Annotated in this window: 16 protein-coding genes; 8 read left to right on the top strand and 8 right to left on the bottom strand. The window is 72.2% G+C overall.

All coding sequences use genetic code 11. The annotated features are described in order from the left end of the window. Nucleotides 1-163: 163 nt before the first annotated feature. Both ACFWEE_RS16605 and ACFWEE_RS16610 read left to right on the top strand, forming a co-directional pair. Nucleotides 164-1126: an electron transfer flavoprotein subunit alpha/FixB family protein gene (locus ACFWEE_RS16605; RefSeq protein ID WP_386889756.1), complete on the top strand. Its 963-nt coding sequence runs from the start codon at nucleotides 164-166 to the stop codon at nucleotides 1124-1126. Nucleotides 1127-1334: 208 nt separating this feature from the next. Further along, nucleotides 1335-2627, top strand: a complete 1293-nt coding sequence (locus tag ACFWEE_RS16610; RefSeq protein WP_386889757.1) for a DUF6986 family protein — start codon at nucleotides 1335-1337, stop codon at nucleotides 2625-2627. 46 nt (nucleotides 2628-2673) lie between these two features. Here the strand turns inward: ACFWEE_RS16610 and ACFWEE_RS16615 are convergent, their stop codons facing one another. Then, the gene (locus ACFWEE_RS16615; protein WP_327174120.1) at nucleotides 2674-3702 is read right to left on the bottom strand and encodes a LacI family DNA-binding transcriptional regulator; all 1029 of its coding nucleotides are present in this window, start codon (nucleotides 3700-3702) and stop codon (nucleotides 2674-2676) included. 174 nt (nucleotides 3703-3876) lie between these two features. Between ACFWEE_RS16615 and ACFWEE_RS16620 the strand changes: the two genes are divergently transcribed. Further along, complete coding sequence (locus ACFWEE_RS16620) at nucleotides 3877-4803, top strand: ROK family protein (RefSeq protein ID WP_386889759.1); 927 nt, start codon at nucleotides 3877-3879, stop codon at nucleotides 4801-4803. Between the two features lie 50 nt (nucleotides 4804-4853). Here ACFWEE_RS16620 and ACFWEE_RS16625 read toward each other — a convergent pair whose 3' ends face one another. Beyond that, on the bottom strand, nucleotides 4854-5030 hold the full coding sequence (locus ACFWEE_RS16625; RefSeq protein WP_386889761.1) for a hypothetical protein: 177 nt from the start codon (nucleotides 5028-5030) through the stop codon (nucleotides 4854-4856). A gap of 366 nt (nucleotides 5031-5396) precedes the next feature. Here ACFWEE_RS16625 and ACFWEE_RS16630 point away from each other — a divergent pair, with 366 nt between their 5' ends. Next, on the top strand, nucleotides 5397-6434 hold the full coding sequence (locus ACFWEE_RS16630) for an NUDIX domain-containing protein (protein ID WP_386889898.1): 1038 nt from the start codon (nucleotides 5397-5399) through the stop codon (nucleotides 6432-6434). A 102-nt stretch (nucleotides 6435-6536) separates the two neighbouring features. Here ACFWEE_RS16630 and ACFWEE_RS16635 read toward each other — a convergent pair whose 3' ends face one another. Continuing rightward, nucleotides 6537-7901 carry a dipeptidase gene (locus ACFWEE_RS16635; RefSeq protein WP_386889763.1) on the bottom strand — a complete coding sequence of 455 codons (1365 nt, stop codon included), beginning with the start codon at nucleotides 7899-7901 and terminating at the stop codon, nucleotides 6537-6539. 194 nt (nucleotides 7902-8095) lie between these two features. Between ACFWEE_RS16635 and ACFWEE_RS16640 the strand changes: the two genes are divergently transcribed. Continuing rightward, nucleotides 8096-9328, top strand: coding sequence for a geranylgeranyl reductase family protein (locus ACFWEE_RS16640; protein ID WP_327174116.1), 1233 nt, complete (start codon nucleotides 8096-8098; stop codon nucleotides 9326-9328). A 51-nt stretch (nucleotides 9329-9379) separates the two neighbouring features. Here the strand turns inward: ACFWEE_RS16640 and ACFWEE_RS16645 are convergent, their stop codons facing one another. After that, nucleotides 9380-9847 carry a nitroreductase family deazaflavin-dependent oxidoreductase gene (locus tag ACFWEE_RS16645; RefSeq protein WP_386889765.1) on the bottom strand — a complete coding sequence of 156 codons (468 nt, stop codon included), beginning with the start codon at nucleotides 9845-9847 and terminating at the stop codon, nucleotides 9380-9382. 172 nt (nucleotides 9848-10019) lie between these two features. Here ACFWEE_RS16645 and ACFWEE_RS16650 point away from each other — a divergent pair, with 172 nt between their 5' ends. Further along, entirely contained in the window at nucleotides 10020-10739 is a 720-nt protein-coding gene (locus ACFWEE_RS16650; RefSeq protein ID WP_386889767.1) for a TetR/AcrR family transcriptional regulator, read from the top strand. A 13-nt stretch (nucleotides 10740-10752) separates the two neighbouring features. Here the strand turns inward: ACFWEE_RS16650 and ACFWEE_RS16655 are convergent, their stop codons facing one another. From ACFWEE_RS16655 to ACFWEE_RS16670, 4 genes are read right to left on the bottom strand one after another with little or no spacing between them, the layout of a single operon-like run. Beyond that, entirely contained in the window at nucleotides 10753-11781 is a 1029-nt protein-coding gene (locus tag ACFWEE_RS16655) for a LacI family DNA-binding transcriptional regulator (protein ID WP_386889769.1), read from the bottom strand. 49 nt (nucleotides 11782-11830) lie between these two features. Then, complete coding sequence (locus tag ACFWEE_RS16660; RefSeq protein ID WP_386889770.1) at nucleotides 11831-12736, bottom strand: ATP-binding cassette domain-containing protein; 906 nt, start codon at nucleotides 12734-12736, stop codon at nucleotides 11831-11833. Continuing rightward, complete coding sequence (locus ACFWEE_RS16665; RefSeq protein WP_386889771.1) at nucleotides 12733-13728, bottom strand: ABC transporter permease; 996 nt, start codon at nucleotides 13726-13728, stop codon at nucleotides 12733-12735. Before ACFWEE_RS16665 ends, ACFWEE_RS16660 begins: the two co-directional genes overlap by 4 nt. 6 nt (nucleotides 13729-13734) lie before the next feature. Continuing rightward, on the bottom strand, nucleotides 13735-14748 hold the full coding sequence (locus ACFWEE_RS16670) for a sugar ABC transporter substrate-binding protein (RefSeq protein ID WP_386889772.1): 1014 nt from the start codon (nucleotides 14746-14748) through the stop codon (nucleotides 13735-13737). Between the two features lie 292 nt (nucleotides 14749-15040). On the opposite strand from ACFWEE_RS16670, the gene ACFWEE_RS16675 reads away from it, so the two are divergent. Together ACFWEE_RS16675 and ACFWEE_RS16680 are read left to right on the top strand one after the other, a co-directional pair. Further along, the gene (locus ACFWEE_RS16675) at nucleotides 15041-16054 is read left to right on the top strand and encodes a carbohydrate kinase (RefSeq protein WP_386889773.1); all 1014 of its coding nucleotides are present in this window, start codon (nucleotides 15041-15043) and stop codon (nucleotides 16052-16054) included. Nucleotides 16055-16190: 136 nt separating this feature from the next. Further along, nucleotides 16191-18614, top strand: a complete 2424-nt coding sequence (locus ACFWEE_RS16680) for a glycoside hydrolase family 32 protein (protein ID WP_386889774.1) — start codon at nucleotides 16191-16193, stop codon at nucleotides 18612-18614. The last annotated feature ends 34 nt before the right edge of the window (nucleotides 18615-18648 follow it).

Consider the following 18648-nt stretch of genomic DNA (forward strand, 5'->3'; position numbering starts at 1 on the left):
CGAGGGTGAGGGCGGGCGGAAGCTGGCCGAGTTCCTCGTGGGCCAGAAGTTCATCTGACCCCCTGCGGCGTCGTGTCGCGGCGTTGTCCCGGGCACGGGCCGGACAGGCCCACTGCCTCCCCCCTCTCTTTTCGTCTCTGGTTTCGCAGGAAGTGGATGTTCCATGGCTGAGGTTCTGGTTTTTGTCGATCACGTGGACGGTGCGGTCCGTAAGCCCACGCTGGAGCTGCTGACGCTGGCGCGGCGTCTGGGTGAGCCGGTCGCGGTGGCGCTGGGTGCGGGTGCGCGGGGCACGGCGGGTGTGCTGGGTGAGCACGGTGCGGTGCGGGTGCTGACGTCGGAGGCGGCGGAGTTCGCGGATTATCTGGTGGTGCCGAAGGTCGACGCGTTGCAGGCGGCGGTCGCGGTGGTGTCGCCGGTGGCGGTGCTGGTGCCGTCGTCGGCGGAGGGCAAGGAGGTCGCGGCGCGTCTGGCGGTGCGGATCGGTTCGGGGATCATCACGGACGCGGTGGATCTGGAGGCGGGTGAGTCGGGTCCGGTGGCGACGCAGTCGGCGTTCGCGGCGTCGTTCTCGGTGAAGTCGCGGGTGTCGCGGGGGGTGCCGGTGATCACGGTGAAGCCGAACTCGGCGCCGGTGGAGCCGGTGGCCGCGGCGGGTGCGGTGGAGGAGCTGGCGGTGGAGTTCTCGGCCGCGGCGACGGGCACGAAGGTGCTCCTCCGGACGCCGCGTGCGTCGACGGGGCGTCCGGAGCTGACCGAGGCCGCGATCGTGGTCTCGGGTGGCCGGGGTGTCAACGGTGCGGAGAACTTCGCGGTGATCGAGGCGCTCGCGGACTCGCTGGGCGCGGCGGTCGGCGCGTCGCGGGCGGCGGTCGACGCGGGCTGGTACCCGCACACCAACCAGGTCGGCCAGACCGGCAAGTCGGTCTCCCCGCAGCTGTACATCGCGTCGGGCATCTCGGGTGCGATCCAGCACCGGGCGGGCATGCAGACCTCGAAGACGATCGTCGCGGTCAACAAGGACGCCGAGGCCCCGATCTTCGAACTCGTCGACTTCGGTGTCGTCGGCGACCTCTTCGACGTCGTGCCCCAGCTCACCGAAGAGATCAACACCCGCAAGAACTGAACACACCTTTTCCCGGCGCCGGTTGCGCGGGGAAGGGTACGACGGCCACGGGCCGGGACCACGCGGACACCCCCGCACGGCCCCGGCCCGTCGCCGTTCCACCGTTGACCAACCTCCGGCCGCGCTTATAGCTTCGCCATGCGGATCATCGATTCCGGTCGGCGGAAGTTCCGGCCGGAGGACCTGTCGAGAGCGGGGAGGTACGGTCATGGGCCGACGGGCCGAAGTGGCGACGAGCCTCGACGACGCGGTGGGCGAGGACATCGGCGCGTCCCTCGCCGAGGTGGACGCCGAACTCGCGCGCCGCTACCCCGGCGACCCGGGCACCCGCCAGCCCGTGCACACGGTGTACGTACCGGCCGACGCCTTCGACGCCGCGACGGTACGCTCCTGGGGCGACCGGGCGCTCGCCGCGCTCGACGAGCACGCCCCGGACGCGGCGTCCTTCGCCGCCGTCCTCGGCCTCCCCGACGAGCTCGCCGTATCCGTCCACGACCGGGTGCGCGCCAAGCTGGAGCGCGAGCCCGTGGAGGACCTGCGGGTGGACTTCGAGGACGGCTACGGCAGACGCCCGGACGCCGAGGAGGACCAGGCCGCCGCCCGCGCCGCGGAGCTGGTCCGGCGGGCGTACGAGGACGGTGGCGCGCCCCCGTACACCGGCATCCGGACGAAGTGCATGGAGGCGTCCGTGCGCGCGCGGGGGATCCGCACCACGGACGTGTTCCTCACCGGGCTCGTACGCTCCGGCGGGCTGCCCGACGGGCTGGTGCTCACCCTGCCGAAGGTCACCTACCCGCAGCAGGTCGCCGCCTTCGTCCGGCTGCTCGACGCGTTCGAGCGGACGCACGGCCTGGACGAGGGGCGGCTGCGCTTCGAGATCCAGATCGAGACCAGCCAGTCGATCCTCGCGGCGGACGGGACGGCCGCCGTGGCGAGGATGATCGACGCCGCGCGGGGCCGGGCCACGGGACTGCACTACGGCACCTTCGACTACAGCGCGTCCGTGGGCGTCAGCCCCGCCCACCAGGCGAGCGACCACCCCGCCGCGGACCACGCCAAGGCGGTCATGCAGGTCGCCGCCGCCGGGACCGGCGTCCGGGTCTCGGACGGCTCCACCAACGTGCTCCCGGTCGGCCCCACCGACCGCGTCCACCGGGCCTGGCGGCTCCACTACGGCCTCACCCGCCGCGCTCTGGCCCGCGCGTACTACCAGGGCTGGGACATGCACCCGGCGCATCTGCCGACCCGTTACGCGGCCGTCTACGCCTTCTACCGCGAGGGCCTGGAACAGGCGGCGGCCCGCCTCGCCGGGTACGTCGCCAAGTCCGGCGGGGACGTCATGGACGAACCCGCCACCGCCAAGGCCCTCAGCGGCCATCTGCTGCGCGGCATCGACTGCGGGGCCCTGGACACCGCGGAGGTCGCCCGGCTGACCGGGCTCGGCCGCCACGAGCTGGACGCGTACGCGCGAACCGGGCACGGTGCCGCCGCGGCCGGCTGAGCACGGCAGAGCCGCGCCTCCCCGCCCGCCGCGCGTTCTCCGCGGCTCAGGCCGGGGGAAGCTCGCCGGAGCCGCGGGGCACCAGGGTCGTCGGCAGCTCCACCCGGGCGGTGGCGTGGCCGCCGCCCTCCAGACGGCGGAAGAGGTGCTCCGCCGCGGTGCGCCCCACGGCCGCCGCGTCCTGCGCGATCACCGTGATGCCGAGCAGGTCGGCCAGCTCGATGTCGTCGAACCCGACCAGTGCGACCGGCCGTTCGCGGTCGGCGAGCACCCGCACGGCGGTCACGGTCACCCGGTTGTTGCCCGCGAAGACCGCCGTCACCGGCTCCGGGCCGGAGAGCATCTCCTCGGCGGCTGCGCGCACCCGCTCGGGGGCGGTGACCCCGAGGGAGACCCACCGGTCGTCGACGGCGATGCCCGCGTCCGCCATCGCCGCGTGGTAGCCGCGCAGCCGCTCCGTCGTCGTGTGGATGCGCGGCTGGTCACCGATGAAGCCGATCCGGCGGTGGCCGTGGGCGATCAGGTGGGCCACGCCCTGGCGGGCGCCGCCGAAACTGTCGGAGAGGATCGTGTCGGCGTCCACGAGACCGGCCGGCCGGTCCACGAAGACGGTCGCCACCCCGGCCCGGATCTCCGGCTCCAGATAGCGGTGGTCGTCGCCCGCCGGGATCACGATCAGCCCGTCCACCCGCCGCGCGCAGAGCGCGAGCACCAACTCCTGTTCGCGCACCGGGTCCTCGGCGCTGGAGCCGTTGATGAGCAGCGCCCCGTGCGAGCGCGCGACCTCTTCCACGGCGCGGCTCAGCGGACCGTAGAACGGGTCCGCCAGATCCTCCAGGACCAGACCGATGGATGCCGTACGGCCCTTACGCAGAACGCGTGCGCTGTCGTTGCGGCGGAAGCCGAGGGCGTCGATCGCCTCCTGCACCCGGCGCTCGGTGTCGGGCGTGACGCCGGCCTCGCCGTTCACCACCCGGGAGACCGTCTTGAGCCCTACTCCGGCCCGCGCGGCCACGTCTTTCATGGTGGGCCGGTTGCCGTAGCGGGGCTCGGAATGACGGGCGGTCTCGGCCACAGTGCGCTGTCCTGTCGTAGGGTGCGTCGACACCGGTGTCAACGCCGCGGGGTATCGGGGCTGTGGCGTCGAGCATAGGCCCTGGACAACGTTGTCATGGCAATACAGACTGTGCAGACCACAAGGACGGAACCAGCAGGTCCGCCCTTCTACTCATCCGGAGAGCCAAGGCCCATGCATACCGACCTCGTCGCAGCCCTCGATATCGGCGGCACCAAGATCGCCGGCGCGCTGGTGGGCGACGACGGCACGCTGCTCGTCCGCGCGCAGCGGCCGACGCCCGCCAAGGAGTCCGGCGAGTCGGTCATGGGGGCGGTGGACGGAGTCCTCTCCGAGCTGATGGCCTCGCCGCACTGGGAGCGCGCCTGCGCGCTGGGCATCGGCAGCGCCGGTCCGGTGGACGCCTCGGCGGGCACGGTCAGCCCGGTCAACGTTCCCGGCTGGCGCGACTTCCCGTTGGTCGAACGGGTGGGCAAGACGATCGGCGGACTGCCGGTCACCCTGGTCGGCGACGGCGTGGCGATGACCGCGGCCGAGCACTGGCAGGGAGCGGCCCGCGGGCACGACAACGCGCTCTGCATGGTCGTGTCGACCGGGGTCGGCGGCGGGCTCGTCCTCGGCGGCAGGCTCCACCCCGGACCCACAGGCAACTCCGGCCACATCGGCCACATCAGCGTCGACCTGGACGGCGACCCCTGCCCCTGCGGTGCGCGCGGCTGTGTCGAACGGATCGCCAGCGGCCCCAACATCGCGCGCCGGGCCCTGGACAGCGGCTGGCGGCCCGGACCCGACGGAGACGCCACCGCGCGCGCCGTGGCCGCCGCCGCGAAGGCGGGGGACCCCGTGGCCCAGGCGTCCTTCGACCGCGCGGCCCAGGCGCTCGCCGCCGGGATCGCCGCCACGGCGACCCTCGTCGAGATCGACATCGCGGTGATCGGCGGGGGAGTGGCCGGGGCCGGCGACGTGCTCTTCGCCCCGCTGCGGCGGGCCCTGGCCGACTACGCGACGCTCTCCTTCGTACGCAACCTCACGGTCACCCCCGCGGTGATGGGCAACGACGCCGGACTCGTGGGAGCCGCCGCCGCGGCCACCGTGCGCTGACGCCGTACCCCGGGCCCGCCGCGACCCGGCGTGCCCGGGGCGGACACCGTTCAGCCGGCGCGGTCGGCCGACGACCCGGCCACCACCACGAGGAAGGCGTCCCGGTCCAGGTCCATCACGACCTCCACCGCGAGCCCCTCGCCGCGGCGCGCGGCTGCGAACTCCTCCGCGGGCCAGCTGCCGCGCGGCCCGCCGGCGGGAAACTGTTCGAGCACCGTCCGACGCATGGTGTGCCCCCTCTGCCGCTGTCCGCGGTCTCGCCGACCGCGTGCTCCGGTGACCGTCCGACGCCGTCGGCCCGGACCACCGGTTCCGCCTGGCCGTCCCGCCGGGGCGTCTGCCGACGGGTACCCCGTCCACGGCTCCGTACAACAGGTTCGTCGCGCCGGGTTTTCGCCGCAGGGTGTTCAGGGCAAGCCACAGAAGGCTGGAGCCCCTCCGGGCGGCCGGGGCCGCACCGAGGGACGGGACCCGCGGCGCGGTCCTCGGGCAGGGCGGCCGTGCGGCGCGGGCCGGGTCCGGCGCCGTGCGGCACGGCGGGTGGGGCGCGAGCGCGGTAGGGACCGGAAGAGATGCCTGGCGAAGGGGGAGCCGTGATCGTCTGGGTCAACGGTGCGTTCAGTGCGGGCAAGACCAGCGCGGCCTGCGAGCTGCTCGATCTGATCCCGAACAGCACGCTGTACGACCCCGGGCTGACCGGCGCCGCGCTGCGCGGGCTGCTGCCCCAGAAACGCCTGGCGGAGGTGACCGACTTCCAGGACCTGCCCATCTGGCGGCGCCTGGTCGTCGACACCGCGGCGGCGCTGCTCGCCGAGGTCCCCGGCACGCTCGTGGTGCCGATGACGCTGCTGCGCCAGGAGTACCGCGACGAGATATTCGGCGGACTCGCCTCCCGCCGCATCCCCGTCCACCATGTGCTGCTCCGCCCAGAGGAAACGATCCTGCGCCGGCGGATCGCGCAGCGGCACGCGTCTCCCGAGGACCCCGAGCGCAGCCGGCGGACCCGCCGCTGGTGCCTCGAGCACATCGAGCCCTACCGTGCGGCCCTCCCGTGGCTCACCGCCGACGCGCACGTCATCGACACCGGCGCCCTCACCCCGCGCGAGACCGCGCTGAGGATCGAGGAAGCGGTGCGCACCGGCATCGCCGGAGAGTGCGGGATCGTGCAGAACCCCTCCCCGACCGCCGAGACCGTCGCCTCCGGCGTGCTCTTCTTCGACGAACACGGCCGGGTCCTCCTCGTCGACCCCACCTACAAGGCCGGCTGGGAGTTCCCGGGCGGGATCGTCGAGGCGGGCGAGGCACCGGCCCGGGCGGGTGTCCGGGAGGTCGCCGAGGAGATCGGGCTGGTCCTGACCACCGAGCCCAGGCTCCTGGTGATCGACTGGGAGGCGCCACGCCCGCCCGGCTACGGCGGCCTGCGGTTCCTCTTCGACGGGGGCGTCCTGCGGGACGAGGACGCGGCGGGACTGCGGCTCCAGAACTCCGAGCTGCGGGAATGGCGCTTCGTCACCGAGGAGGAAGCCGCCCGGCTCCTCCCGCCGACCCGCTGGACCCGGCTGAGATGGGCGCTCCGGGCCCGCGAGCGCTCCACCGTCCTCAACCTGGAGGCGGGGGTGCCGGTCGGCTGAGAGAGCCGGACGGGGCCGACGGGACCCGGGGGAGGCCGTGGGCCGCACCGCACCGCACCGCACCGGCCCCACCAGTTCCCGCGGCCCCCGCCCCGCCGACCGTCAGCCCTGCCGGGACTCCGCGTAGTTCTGGAGGAAGAGCGCCTCCGCGACCGCGAGGCGCTCCAGCTCCTCGGGCGACACGCTCTCGTTCACCGCGTGGATCTGCGCCTCGGGCTCGCTCAGCCCGATGAGCAGGATCTCCGACTCCGGGTACAGCTGCGCCAGCGTGTTGCAGAGCGGGATCGACCCGCCCATACCCGCCGTCTGCATCTCCTCGCCCGGGTACGCGACCCGCATCGCCGCCGCCATCGAGGTGTACGCGGGGCTGGTCACGTCCGCGCGGAACGGCTGTCCCTGGCCCACCTGTTCGACCGTGACACGCGCTCCCCACGGGGCGTGCGACTCCAGGTGCGCGGTCAGCAGCTTCGTCGCCTCGACGGCGTCGTGGCCCGGCGGCACCCGCAGGCTGACCTGGGCCCGCGCGCTCGCCTGCACGGACGGCGTGGCACCGACGACCGGCGGGCAGTCGATCCCGATCACGGTCACCGCGGGCCGCGCCCAGATGCGGTCGGCGACGCTGCCCGTGCCGATCAGCTCCACCCCGTCCAGCACCCTCGCGTCCTTGCGGAACTCCTCCTCCGGGTACTGCAGGCCCTCCCAGGAGGCGTCCGGGGCCAGCCCGTCGACCGTCGTCGTACCGTCCTCGGCGCGCAGCGAGGCGAGGAGCTGGATCATCGCGGCGAGCGCGTCGGGGGCGGCACCGCCGAACTGGCCGGAATGCAGGTTCCCCTCAAGGGTGTTGAGCGTCACGCGCAGCATCGTCATACCGCGCAGGGTCGCGGTGACGGTCGGCAGGCCGACCCGGAAGTTGCCCGCGTCGCCGATGACGATCGCGTCCGCGGCGAGCAGCTCCGGATGCTCCTCGGCGTACCGCTCCAGTCCGCCGGTGCCCTGCTCCTCGGACCCCTCCGCGATCACCTTCACGCCGACGGGCACGCCGCCGTCGGCCTTGAGGGCGCGCAGCGCGAGCAGATGCATGATCAGACCGCCCTTGCAGTCCGCCGTTCCGCGGCCGTACCAGCGGCCGTCCCGCTCGGTCAGTTCGAACGGCGGGGAGAGCCAGGCCGACTCGTCGAGCGGCGGCTGCACGTCGTAGTGGGCGTACAGCAGCACGGTCGGGGCTCCGGCGGGGCCGGGGAGGAAGCCGTAGACGGACTGGGTGCCGTCGGGGGTGTCCAGCAGAGCGACGTCCTGGAATCCCTCCGCGGTGAGCGCGTCTGCGACCCAGCCGGCCGCCGCCTCGCACTCGCTCCTCGGGAACTGCTCGGGATCCGCCACCGACTGGAACGCCACCAGCTCGCTCAGCTCCGCCTTGGCGCGGGGCATCAGCGAGGCAACGGTTTCGGGAATCGGACGGGCGGTCATGGGAACGCTCCTTACTGGGTGTGGTGCTGGGTGGCCGTGCGAGGCGTGCACGGCCGTGGACGACGCCGTTTGTCCGGCGTTGTCCGTACGACGAAAACACTGCCGATCCTCCCACAGCGGACCCTGGCCGGATCGCGCCGTAGGATGCCGTCAGTAGCTGGGGCAACTGGTCGGATCGGGAGCAGAAGCACATCGTGAGCAGCGAGAACGCAGACGCCGGGCGTGAGCACGAAGAGTCGTCGGTGTGGGACGTCGTGGTAGTCGGTGCAGGGCCGGCCGGTGCTTCCGCGGCATACGCGGCAGCCGTCGCGGGCCGTCGGGTCCTGCTGCTGGAGAAGGCGGAGCTGCCCCGCTACAAGACCTGTGGCGGCGGGATCATCGGATATTCGCGCGATTCGCTTCCGCCGGGATTCGAACTGCCCCTGCGGGACCGCGTGCACGCCGTCACCTTCTCCCTCAACGGAAAGCTGGCGCGTACCCGCAAGTCGAAGCGGATGCTCTTCGGCCTCATCAACCGGCCCGAGTTCGACGCCCAGCTCGTCGAGGAGGCGCAGAAGGCCGGCGCGGAGCTGCGTACGGGCGCCTCCGTCGCGCGGGTCGAGCAGCACGGCTCGTCCGTACCGGACCGGCGCACCGTCGCGGTGGTGCTGGCCGGCGGCGAGACCGTGCTCGCGCGGGCCGTCGTCGGGGCGGACGGCAGTGCCGGACGCATAGGCGCCCACGTCGGGGTGAAGCTCGATCAGGTGGACCTCGGCCTGGAGGCGGAGATCCCCGTCCCCGAGACGGTGGCCGAGGACTGGGCCGGACGGGTGCTCATCGACTGGGGCCCGATGCCCGGCAGTTACGGCTGGGTCTTCCCCAAGGGCGACACGCTGACCGTCGGCGTCATCTCCGCCCGGGGCGACGGCGCGGGGACCAAGCGGTACCTGGAGGACTTCGTCGCCCGCCTCGGGCTGGCCGGGTTCGAGCCGAAGATCTCCTCGGGCCACCTCACCCGCTGCCGCAGCGAGGACTCGCCGCTCTCCCGGGGCCGGGTCGTGGTCTGCGGTGACGCGGCGGGCCTCCTGGAGCCCTGGACCCGCGAGGGCATCTCCTTCGCGCTCCGCTCCGGCCGGCTGGCGGGGGAGTGGGCGGTACGCATCGCCGAGGCCCGCGACGCGGTGGACGCCCGGCGCCAGGCGCTCAACTACGCCTTCGCCATCAAGGCCGGACTCGGCGTCGAGATGAACGTCGGGCGCCGGATGCTCAAGCTCTTCGAGCGCCGCCCCGGCGTCCTGCACGCGGTGCTAACGACCTTCCGTCCGGCCTGGAAGGCGTTCGCCGGGATCACCCGGGGGACGACCTCGCTGGCCGAGCTGGTCCGTACCCACCCGCTGGCGCACCGCGCGCTCTCCGTGATGGACCGCCGGTCGGCCGAGAACGGCTGACCTGTTGCCACCGGGGCCCGCGTCCCGGGCCCCGGGGTCGGAGCCTCGGGGTCAGGCGCCCCGCTCCTCCACCGTGATCCGGAAGACCGGGTGGTCGGGGCAGGCCGCCAGCAGTTCCTCGTCGGTCGACGTGGCGGTGATGCCCTGGAAGTACTGGTTCACCTCCCAGCCCCACCGCTTCAGGTAGGCGCGGACGACGCGCACCTTCTGCGCGTCGTCCGCGATCTCCACCGCGGTGAAGGTGCGCGTCCGGCGCCCGATCCGCAGCTCGCCGCCGCCCGCCGCCCGCATGTTGCGCACCCACTGTGAGTGGCCGCGGGCCGAGACCAGGTACTGCTCGCCGTCGTGGACGTGCGGGTTCACCGGGACCCGCTGCATCTTGCCGCTCTTGCGCCCCCGGACGGACATCTCCGCCGCGCCCATGAGGCTGAGGCCGTGCCGGGCGAGCCACCCGACGACGCTGTTGAACCGGGTGCCGATCGTGCCGGCTCTGAAGTAGTACGGCTGTGCCTGCGACATGGTGTCCCCAGTTCCTGAGCGCGGAAGTCCCCGAGTGCGAAGTGGTCCGTCTTCGCCGAACTTCGAGAGCGGTGCTCTCTCCTGAGATCAGTGTGCTCCCTCGGGGTCGCCTTGGCAAGAGCACTGCTCTCGTTCCTGTTCGCTGATCCGCCCGCGTGGCAGAATGGGCACCATGAGTGCCATCAGAGGAGCCCGGGAACGCGCCCGTACCGAGATCACCGCCGCCATCAAGGACGAGGCGCGGGCGCAGCTCGCGGCGGAGGGGGCCGCCAAGCTCTCCCTGCGCGCCGTCGCCCGTGAGCTGGGCATGGTCTCCTCGGCCCTCTACCGCTACTTCCCCAGCCGCGACGATCTGCTGACGGCGCTGATCATCGACGCCTACGACGCCGTCGGGGAAGCCGCCGAGAAGGCGGGCCGCGACGCCACCGCCGCCCCGGACGGCTCGCCCGCCACCGCCTGGACGGCCGTCGCCTTCGCCGTACGGGAATGGGCCCTCGCGCACCCGCACGAGTACGCGCTGATCCACGGCTCGCCCGTACCCGGCTACGTGGCGCCCCAGGACACCGTCGGCCCGGCCTCCCGGGTCGGCATGGTCCTCGTCGGCCTGATCCGCGAGGCCCACCGGGGCGAAGGAGTCACCGCACCGCCGCTCTCCGCCGCGCTGCGCCCCGAGGCGGCCCGGATGGCCGCCGAACTCGCCCCGGACCTCCCGCCGGCCAACGTCGCCGCGCTCGTCATCGCCTGGGCCCAGCTCTTCGGACTCGTCTCCTTCGAGCTCTTCGGCCAGTTCACCGGGGTGGTGGAGGACCGGGAGGCGCTGTTCCGGCAGGCGGCGGACGGGCTCGCGCGCTCGGTCGGCCTCACGCTGCCCGGGGCGCCCCCCGAAGGGTGAGCGCCCGGCCCGGTCACCCGCGGCGAGGAGCGGGAAGCTCGCCGGATCCGCGGGGCACCAAATGGGTCTGGACCATCACGGTGCGCCCCCGGGAGCGGTCCCCGTCGAGGCGTTCGACGGCGAGGGCGCCCGCCAACTCGCCCATGGCCGCCGGGTTCTGGGCGACGACCGTGAGCCCGGGATCGAGGATGGCGGCCATCGGCACGTCGTCGAAGGCGACGACCGCGACGTCCTTGCGGCGGCTGCGCGACACCTCGGTCAGCACGCCGATCGTCATGACGTTGTTGCCCGACAGCAGCGCGGTCGGCGGGTCGGGAAGGGCGAGCAGTCGGGCCGTCGCCGCTGCCGCTCCTTCTGGGTCGTGGGCGTCGGCGACCAGCGCCCGGTCGTAGGGCAGCCCCTCCTCGGCGAGCGCCGCGCGGTATCCGGCTATTCGTTCGCGGCGGGTGTACAGGCGGGCCGGCAGGTCGCCGATGAAGCCGATCCGGCGGTGGCCCCGGGCGATCAGGTGGGCGACGCCCTCGCGCGTACCGGAGCGGTTGGAGCTGACCACCGTGTCGGCGGTCAGCCCACTGCCGGGCCGGTCGAGGAAGACGACGGGCATCCCGGCCGCCCGGTGCGTCTTGAGATGGGAGTGGTCGGCCCCCACCGCCGGCGCGACCATGAGGACGCTCACCCTGCGGGCCAGGAACGTACGGATCAGGGCGTGTTCGCGCTCCGGGTCGTCGTCGGACGAACCCATCAGGAGCGTCAGCCCGCGATCGCGCACGGCCTCCTCGATGCCCCCCGCGACCGCGCCGAAGAACGGGTTGCCGAGGTCCGGCACCACCAGTCCGACGGTGGTGTCGGGGCCGCCCACCCGGATGCTCCTGGCCATCAGGTTGGGCTGGAAGCCGAGCTTCGCCACGGCGGCCAGAACGCGCTTCCTGGTCTCCGGGGAGCTGGGGCCGTCCTCGTTGAGGACCCGGGAGACCGTTTTGGCGCTGACGCCGACCTCGCGGGCGACGTCGGCGAGGGTCGGTCTGCGGGACGACGATGCCATGGACCACCTTTTTCTGGAGGGCGTCCCCTCGGACGCCGGGGACGGCGGGTCAGCTCCCCCGCACTCCGGCTGCCGAGGCGGCGTCACTGTCCGCCACGACCGTACCCCCGTCCGGACGCACGCCGAGCGCGCCCGTCATGATGGCCACGACTTCCGCCATGGAGTAGTCCGAAGGCCTGATCACGGCCTCGCGCCGGCCGAGCCGGTGGACGTGCACACGGTCGGCGATCTCGAAGACGTGCGGCATGTTGTGGCTGATGAGGATCACCGGCACCCCCTTGTCGCGGACCCGGCGGATCAGGTCGAGCACCTGCCCCGACTCCTTCACCCCCAGCGCGGCCGTCGGCTCGTCCATCACCACGACACTGCGGGCCCAGGCGGCGGCCCGGGCGACGGCCACGGCCTGCCGCTGACCACCGGAGAGCGTCTCCACGGGCTGGGACAGCGAGCCGATCCTGACGTCGAGCTGCGCCAGGTACCCGGCAGCCTCCTGGCGCATCGCCTTCTTGTCGAGCATGCGGAGCACCGAACCGAGCACGCCCGGACGGCGGACCTCCCGGCCGAGGAACATGTTGGAGGCGATGTCCATGGACGCGGCGACGGCGAGATCCTGATACACCGTCTCGATGCCGCGCGCCCGCGCGTCCTGCGGCCCGGCGAACCTGACCGGCTCTCCGTGCAGCCGGATCTCCCCGGCATCGGGCACCAGAGCGCCGGTGAGCGCTTTGATCAGGCTCGTCTTGCCGGCGCCGTTGTCACCGATGACGGCCAGTACCTCACCGGGCATGAGCTCGAAGTCGGCCTCGTCGATGGCGGTCACGTGCCCGTAGCGCTTGACCAGCCCGCGCGCGCTGAGCACGGGGGTGGTGCCGCCGCCCGGTGCGGTCGGCGTCGAGGACGTGACGGGCCGCGGGCCGGTGCCCGCCGGGTCCTGGGGCGAGTCCGGGCGGGTCATCGGTTCCCCTTGCGCGAGAGCTGGTCGACGGTGACCGCGAGGATCACCAGCACACCGGTGACCAGGGTCTGGTAGACGGACGAGACGCCCATCAGCTGGAGGCCGTTGCGGAACACACCGACGATGAGGACCCCGACCAGGGTGCCGAGCACCGTTCCACGGCCGCCGAACAGGCTCGTCCCGCCGAGCACGACCGCGGTGATGCTGTCCAGGTTGTCGGTCTGGCCCGCCTGCGGATCGCCGACGCCGGTACGGGACACCAGCAGCAGAGCCGCGATCCCGTAGACCAGGCCGGCGATCGTGTAGACGCCCACGGTGAGCCGGGACACGCGGATGCCGCTGAGCCGGGCGCTCTCCGCGCTGTTGCCGAGGGCGTAGAGGTGCCTGCCCCAGGCGGTACCGCTCAGCGCGTAGGCGAAGCCGAGGAAGAGCGCGATGGTGACCAGCGAACCGTAGGTGACGTCCGTCCGGCCGAGCGGAAAGGTTCTGCCCAGTACGGTGAGCGGTCCGGGAAGGCCGGTGACCGTCTGCTCCTCGGAGTAGATGTGGGTCAGGGCGAAGGCGACGTTGAGCATCCCCAGCGTCACGATGAACGGCGGCAGCGGCACGACCCGCACCAGCACTCCGTTGAGCAGGCCGAACCCCGCGCAGGCCAGGATTCCGACGGCGATGGCGAGCAGCGGCGGCAGCGGACCGCTCACGGCGAGCTTGGCGATGAGGATGCCGCCGAACGCCATGACGGCGCCGCAGGAGAGGTCGATCCCGGCCGTGAGGATGATCAGCGTCTGCCCGATGGCGAGGGTGCCGACCACCATGACCTGCTGAAGGATCAGCGAGAAGTTGCCGCCGGACAGGAACTGGTCGGTGGCCGTGGAGAAGAACACCGACGCGAGGACGAGGGCCGCGAGGGGCCCCGCGACCGGTGAGGTGAGGAGCCGGCGCAGCGCGGCCGGCCCGTCGGCGCGGACGGCGAGCGGAGTGGAAGTGGTCACCGCGGCTCAGCCCCAGCAGTTCTCGAGGCCGAAGCCGGTGTCCTCGGACGCGGCGCCGGGCTGCGGCTCGTCGGTGACGAGCTGGACACCTGTGTCGGTGTAACCGGAGGCCTTCTTGCCGGACTTGGCGTACTCGGCGATCGCCCGCACCCCGTCGGCGGCCATCTTCAGGGGGTACTGCTGGGAAGTGGCCGCGATCTTGCCGTCCTTGACCGCCCGCACCCCCGTGCAGCCGCCGTCGATCGCGACGATCATGACGTCGTTCTCGCGGCCCTTGGCCTTGACGGCGGTGTACGCGCCGAGCGCGGCCGGTTCGTTGATCGCGTACACCAGATTGATGTCGGGCGCCTTCTGCAGGCAGGTCTCCATGGCGGTCTGGCCCTTGGCCTGGTCGCCGCCGGTGTCCTGGGAGCAGACGATCGACGGGTCGGAGGCGTCGATGCCGAAGCCCTTGACGAACCCGTCGTGCCGCTGGACGCCGACCGACACACCGGGGGCGAGGTCCATCGTGGCGATCTTCACCGGCTTGCCGCCCATCGCGGCCTTGGCGTAGGCGCCGATCAGCTCACCGGCCTTCACGTTGTCGGTGGCGAACAGCGCGTCGACGGCGGACTGCGGCTCCGGCGGCGTGTCCAGGGCGATGACCAGCACCCCCTTCGCACGGGCCTTCGCGATCGCGGGGACGATGGCCTTGGAGTCGTTCGGGGTGATCAGCACTCCCTTGACCCCGGCGGCGACCATGTTCTCCAGCGCGGTGATCTGCCCCGCGTTGTCCCCGTCGAACTTCCCGGCGGCGGTGGTCAGTTCGGCGTTCGCGCTCTTGGCCGCCTGTTCGGCGCCCTGCTTCATCTTCACGAAGTACGGGTTCGTGTCCGTCTTGGTGATCAGCCCGACCTTCACCTTGCCCCCGGACGAGGAACCGCCGGCCGATCCGGTACCGGAACCGGATCCGCAGGCGGCCAGGGACAGGGCGAGGGCGACGGCGCCGATGGCGAGGGCCGGTTGGGCTCTACGGAACATGGTGAGACTCCCGGGGAAGCGGTGGGCGTCGGCAGCCGAGTGGTGCCGGAGGGCGCTCTGGTCGCGGTGTCATCGTTGACACATGTCATCGTTGACACATGTCATCGTTGACACCGCTTGCGGAGGATGATGGACTCCCGGTCCGGCAACGTCAATGCCTCGCGCTGAAAAGCGAGTTGGCCGAACAGGCGGCCGATCCACGACACGGCGTCCCCGGACACCACCCCGGAGCCCGCGTGGCGCAGGCCGTCGCGCGGGCCCGATTCCACGTCCCACCTGGAGGGTTCACCACATGCAGACACCACGTCGGGTCACCGTGCTGGGAGAGTGCGTCGCCGACCTCTTCGCCGGCCCCGGACCGGCCCTGCCGCACACCGGTGCGCCCGGCCCCGCGCCGGATCGGCAGGGCATGACCCTGCGTGTCCTGCCGGGCGGCGGTCCCGCCAACACCGCCGTGGGGCTGGCCCGTCTCGGCACACCGACCCGCTTGATGGCCCGGCTGTCCGGCGACGTCTTCGGCCGCCTGTTCCGCGCCCGCCTGCTGGAATCGGGGGTCGATCTGACCGGCGCGCCGACCGCCGAGGAGCCGAGCACGCTGGCGGTCGCCGACGTCGACGCGGGCGGGGTGGCCTCGTACTCCTTCCACGCCGAGGGCACCGCGGACTGGCAGTGGACGCGTGCGGAACTGGCCGCCGGCGATCTGCGCGACTCGGCCTGCGTGCACACCGGTTCGCTCGCGCTGGTACGTGAACCCGGCGGCCCTCTGGCTGAGGAGCTGCTGGCCGGTGTGCGGCCCCACGCCACGGTGAGCATCGACCCCAACGTCCGACCCGCGCTGGTCGATCCGGAGGTGTACCGCGACCGGCTCCCCGGCTGGTGCGCGGTGGCGGACATCCTGCGGCTGAGCCAGGACGACCTCGACGCGGTGGCCCCGGACGTCACGGCCGAAGCGGCCTGCGACGGCTTCCACGCGGCGGGCGCCCGGCTGGTGGTGGTCACCCTCGGCGCGCACGGAGCGCTCGCCTCGCTCGACGGCCGGCGGATCTCCGTACCCGGTGTGCCCACCCGGGTGGTCGACACGGTCGGCGCCGGGGACGCCTTCACCGCGGGGCTTCTGCACCACCTCGGAAAGCACGGCCTGCTGGGCGGCCGGCTCGAACGGCTGACCCCGGAAGGGCTCGCGGCGGCCTGCGCGTACGCGGTCCGGGTGGCGGCCCTGACCTGCGCCGTCGCCGGTCCCAACCCGCCGTGGGCCCACCGGATGGAACAGGAGCCCAGCGCCACGCGGGCCGGGAGCCTCTCCTGACGGGCCGGAACGGATCCTGTTCGGAGCGTTGACGGGCTCCCGGTCGGGGCCCATCATCTGTCATCGATCGGGTGTCATCGATGACAGATGTCAACGATGACACTCATTCGTCTCCGTGCAGAGAGAGTGGGTTCACATGCGCCGAAGAGTCGGGGCGCTGTTCGTCGCGCTGTTGACGAGCCTGGCCGCGGGCCTGGTCGCGTTGGTTCCGAGCGCCCCCGCGGTCGCCGGGACCACCGGGGACTACCCCGAGTTCCCGTATCCGCCGACCACGTACAGCGAGCCGCTGCGCGGCCAGTTCCACTTCAGCTCGCAGTCGGGCTGGATGAACGACCCGAACGGGCTGGTGTACGCGAACGGGGTGTACCACTTCTTCTACCAGCACAACCCGCACGGTCTGGCCTGGGACACCATGCACTGGGGGCACGCCACCAGCCCCGACCTGGTGCACTGGACCCAGAAGCCGATCGCGCTGGAGCCCGACGTGCACCCCGGCACGCTCTTCTCCGGCGGCGGGGTCGTCGACAAGGACAACACCTCGGGGCTGAAGACCGGTTCCCTCGACCCGATCGTGGTGTTCTCCAACACCGACGGCGTCAGCGTGTTCTACAGCAACGACAACGGCCAGACCTTCCAGGCGTACGACAAGGGCCGCAAGCAGATCTCGATACCGGACGAGAGCCGCGACCCCAAGGTCTTCTGGGACGCGGCCCGCCACCGCTGGACCATGGTCGTCTGGTCGAACGAGGGCGGCAACGGGGTGAGCATCTACACCTCGCCGAACCTGCTGGAGTGGACCTTCGCCAGCCGCTTCAACGCCCCCTGGCTCTTCGAATGCCCCGACATGTACCCCCTGGCCCTCGACGGAAGGACCGGCGCCCAGCGGTGGGTCCTCACCTCCGCCTCCAGCCAGTACGTCGTCGGATCCTTCGACGGCACGACGTTCAGTACCGACTGGACCGGCCCGCAGCAGATGGACCTCGGGACGACGTACGCCGGCGGCAGCTTCTATGCCGCGCAGACCTTCACCAACACACCGGACGGCCGCACGGTGCAGATGGCCTGGCAGGGCGGCAACCGCGGCAGCACCTGGACCGGCAACGCGACCTTCCCGGTGTCCCTCGCCCTGGTCAGTACGGCGGACGGCCCCCGGATCACCCGTACCCCGGTCGCCGAACTCGCCTCGCTGGGCTCGGAGACCAAGAGCTGGAAGAACGAGACGGTCGACGCGGGCAAGGGCAACCTCTTCGGGGACATCAAGGCCGACACCTACGAGATCACCGCGCGGTTCGACGTGTTGGGGGCGAGCGCGGACCGGTTCGGCTTCGACCTGCACGCCCGGTCCGACGGCACCGCCGACCGCAGCGTGGTCTACGACACCGAGGCGCAGACCCTCCAGGGCAAGCCGCTCAAGCCGGTGAACGGCAAGGTCACCCTGCGACTCCTCGTGGACCGGGGCCAGTTGGAGACGTTCGCCGACGGTGGACGGTACTCCCTGTCCGACAACGCCGACTTCGACTCCGCGGCGAACAGCCAGGGCATCCGTCTCTTCGCCGTCGGCGGCAAGGTGAAGCTGGACAGCGCGACCTTCACCCGCCTCAACACCAGCTGGGGCACGGACCAGTCGACCCTTCTCAGCAACCTGAAGGGTCCCTGGCACGCGGCCGGCGGCGCCTGGAGCGACGTCGGCGCGGGCAAGCGCGCCACCACCAGCGGCGACGGCTTCTACCTGAGCGCGCAGAGCGGCGCCGACGGGGTCTACCAGGGAGACATCTCGCTGGACACCGCACACGCCGGCGGCCTGACCTTCCGGGCGAACGCCGCGGGCGCCGGGTACACGGCGACCCTCGACACCAGCGGCGTGGTCAAGCTCTGGCGCCCCGGCAAGGACATCGCCGTCCACGCGGCACCGGTCTCCGCCGGGCGCACCCACCATCTGAAGGTGCGCACCGACGGCTCCCGCATCCGGGTCTGGCTCGACAACGCCACCGCCCCCGTCATCGACGCCACCGACACCACGTACACCAGCGGCCTGTTCGGCGTGAACGTGTACGACGGCACGGCGACGGTGCAGAACCTGAACACCGGCACGGCCGGCTTCTCCGCCTTCCCGTCGGGAAGCTGGACACCGCACGGCGGCAACTGGACGGTCACCCCCGCCGGACTGGGGGGAGCCTCCGCACAGAACGGCTTCTACCTCAGCGACCGTTCCGGCACCGACTTCACCTACGAGGGCGACCTGTCCGTCACCAATGGCACCGCCACCGGCCTCACGTTCCGCGCGAACACCGCGGGCGCCGGGTACACGGCGAACATCGACACCAGCGGCATGGTCAAACTCTGGCGACCCGGCAAGGACATCGCCACCCGCACCACCCCGATCGTCGAGGGCCGTACCTACCATCTCAAGGTGCGTACGGACGGTACCCGTATCCGGGTCTGGTTCGGAGGTGGTGCCGATCCCGTCATCGACGCGACCGACGACGCCTATCCCGCTGGCCTGTTCGGTGTGAACAGCTTCGCGGCGAACACCGTCGCACAGAACCTGACCGTGGGCTGACCGGCCGGGGTCTTACCGGAACCCGCGTTCGCGC

Origin of the sequence: Streptomyces sp. NPDC060184, assembly GCF_042728795.1 — a bacterium.
GTDB lineage: Bacteria > Actinomycetota > Actinomycetes > Streptomycetales > Streptomycetaceae > Streptomyces.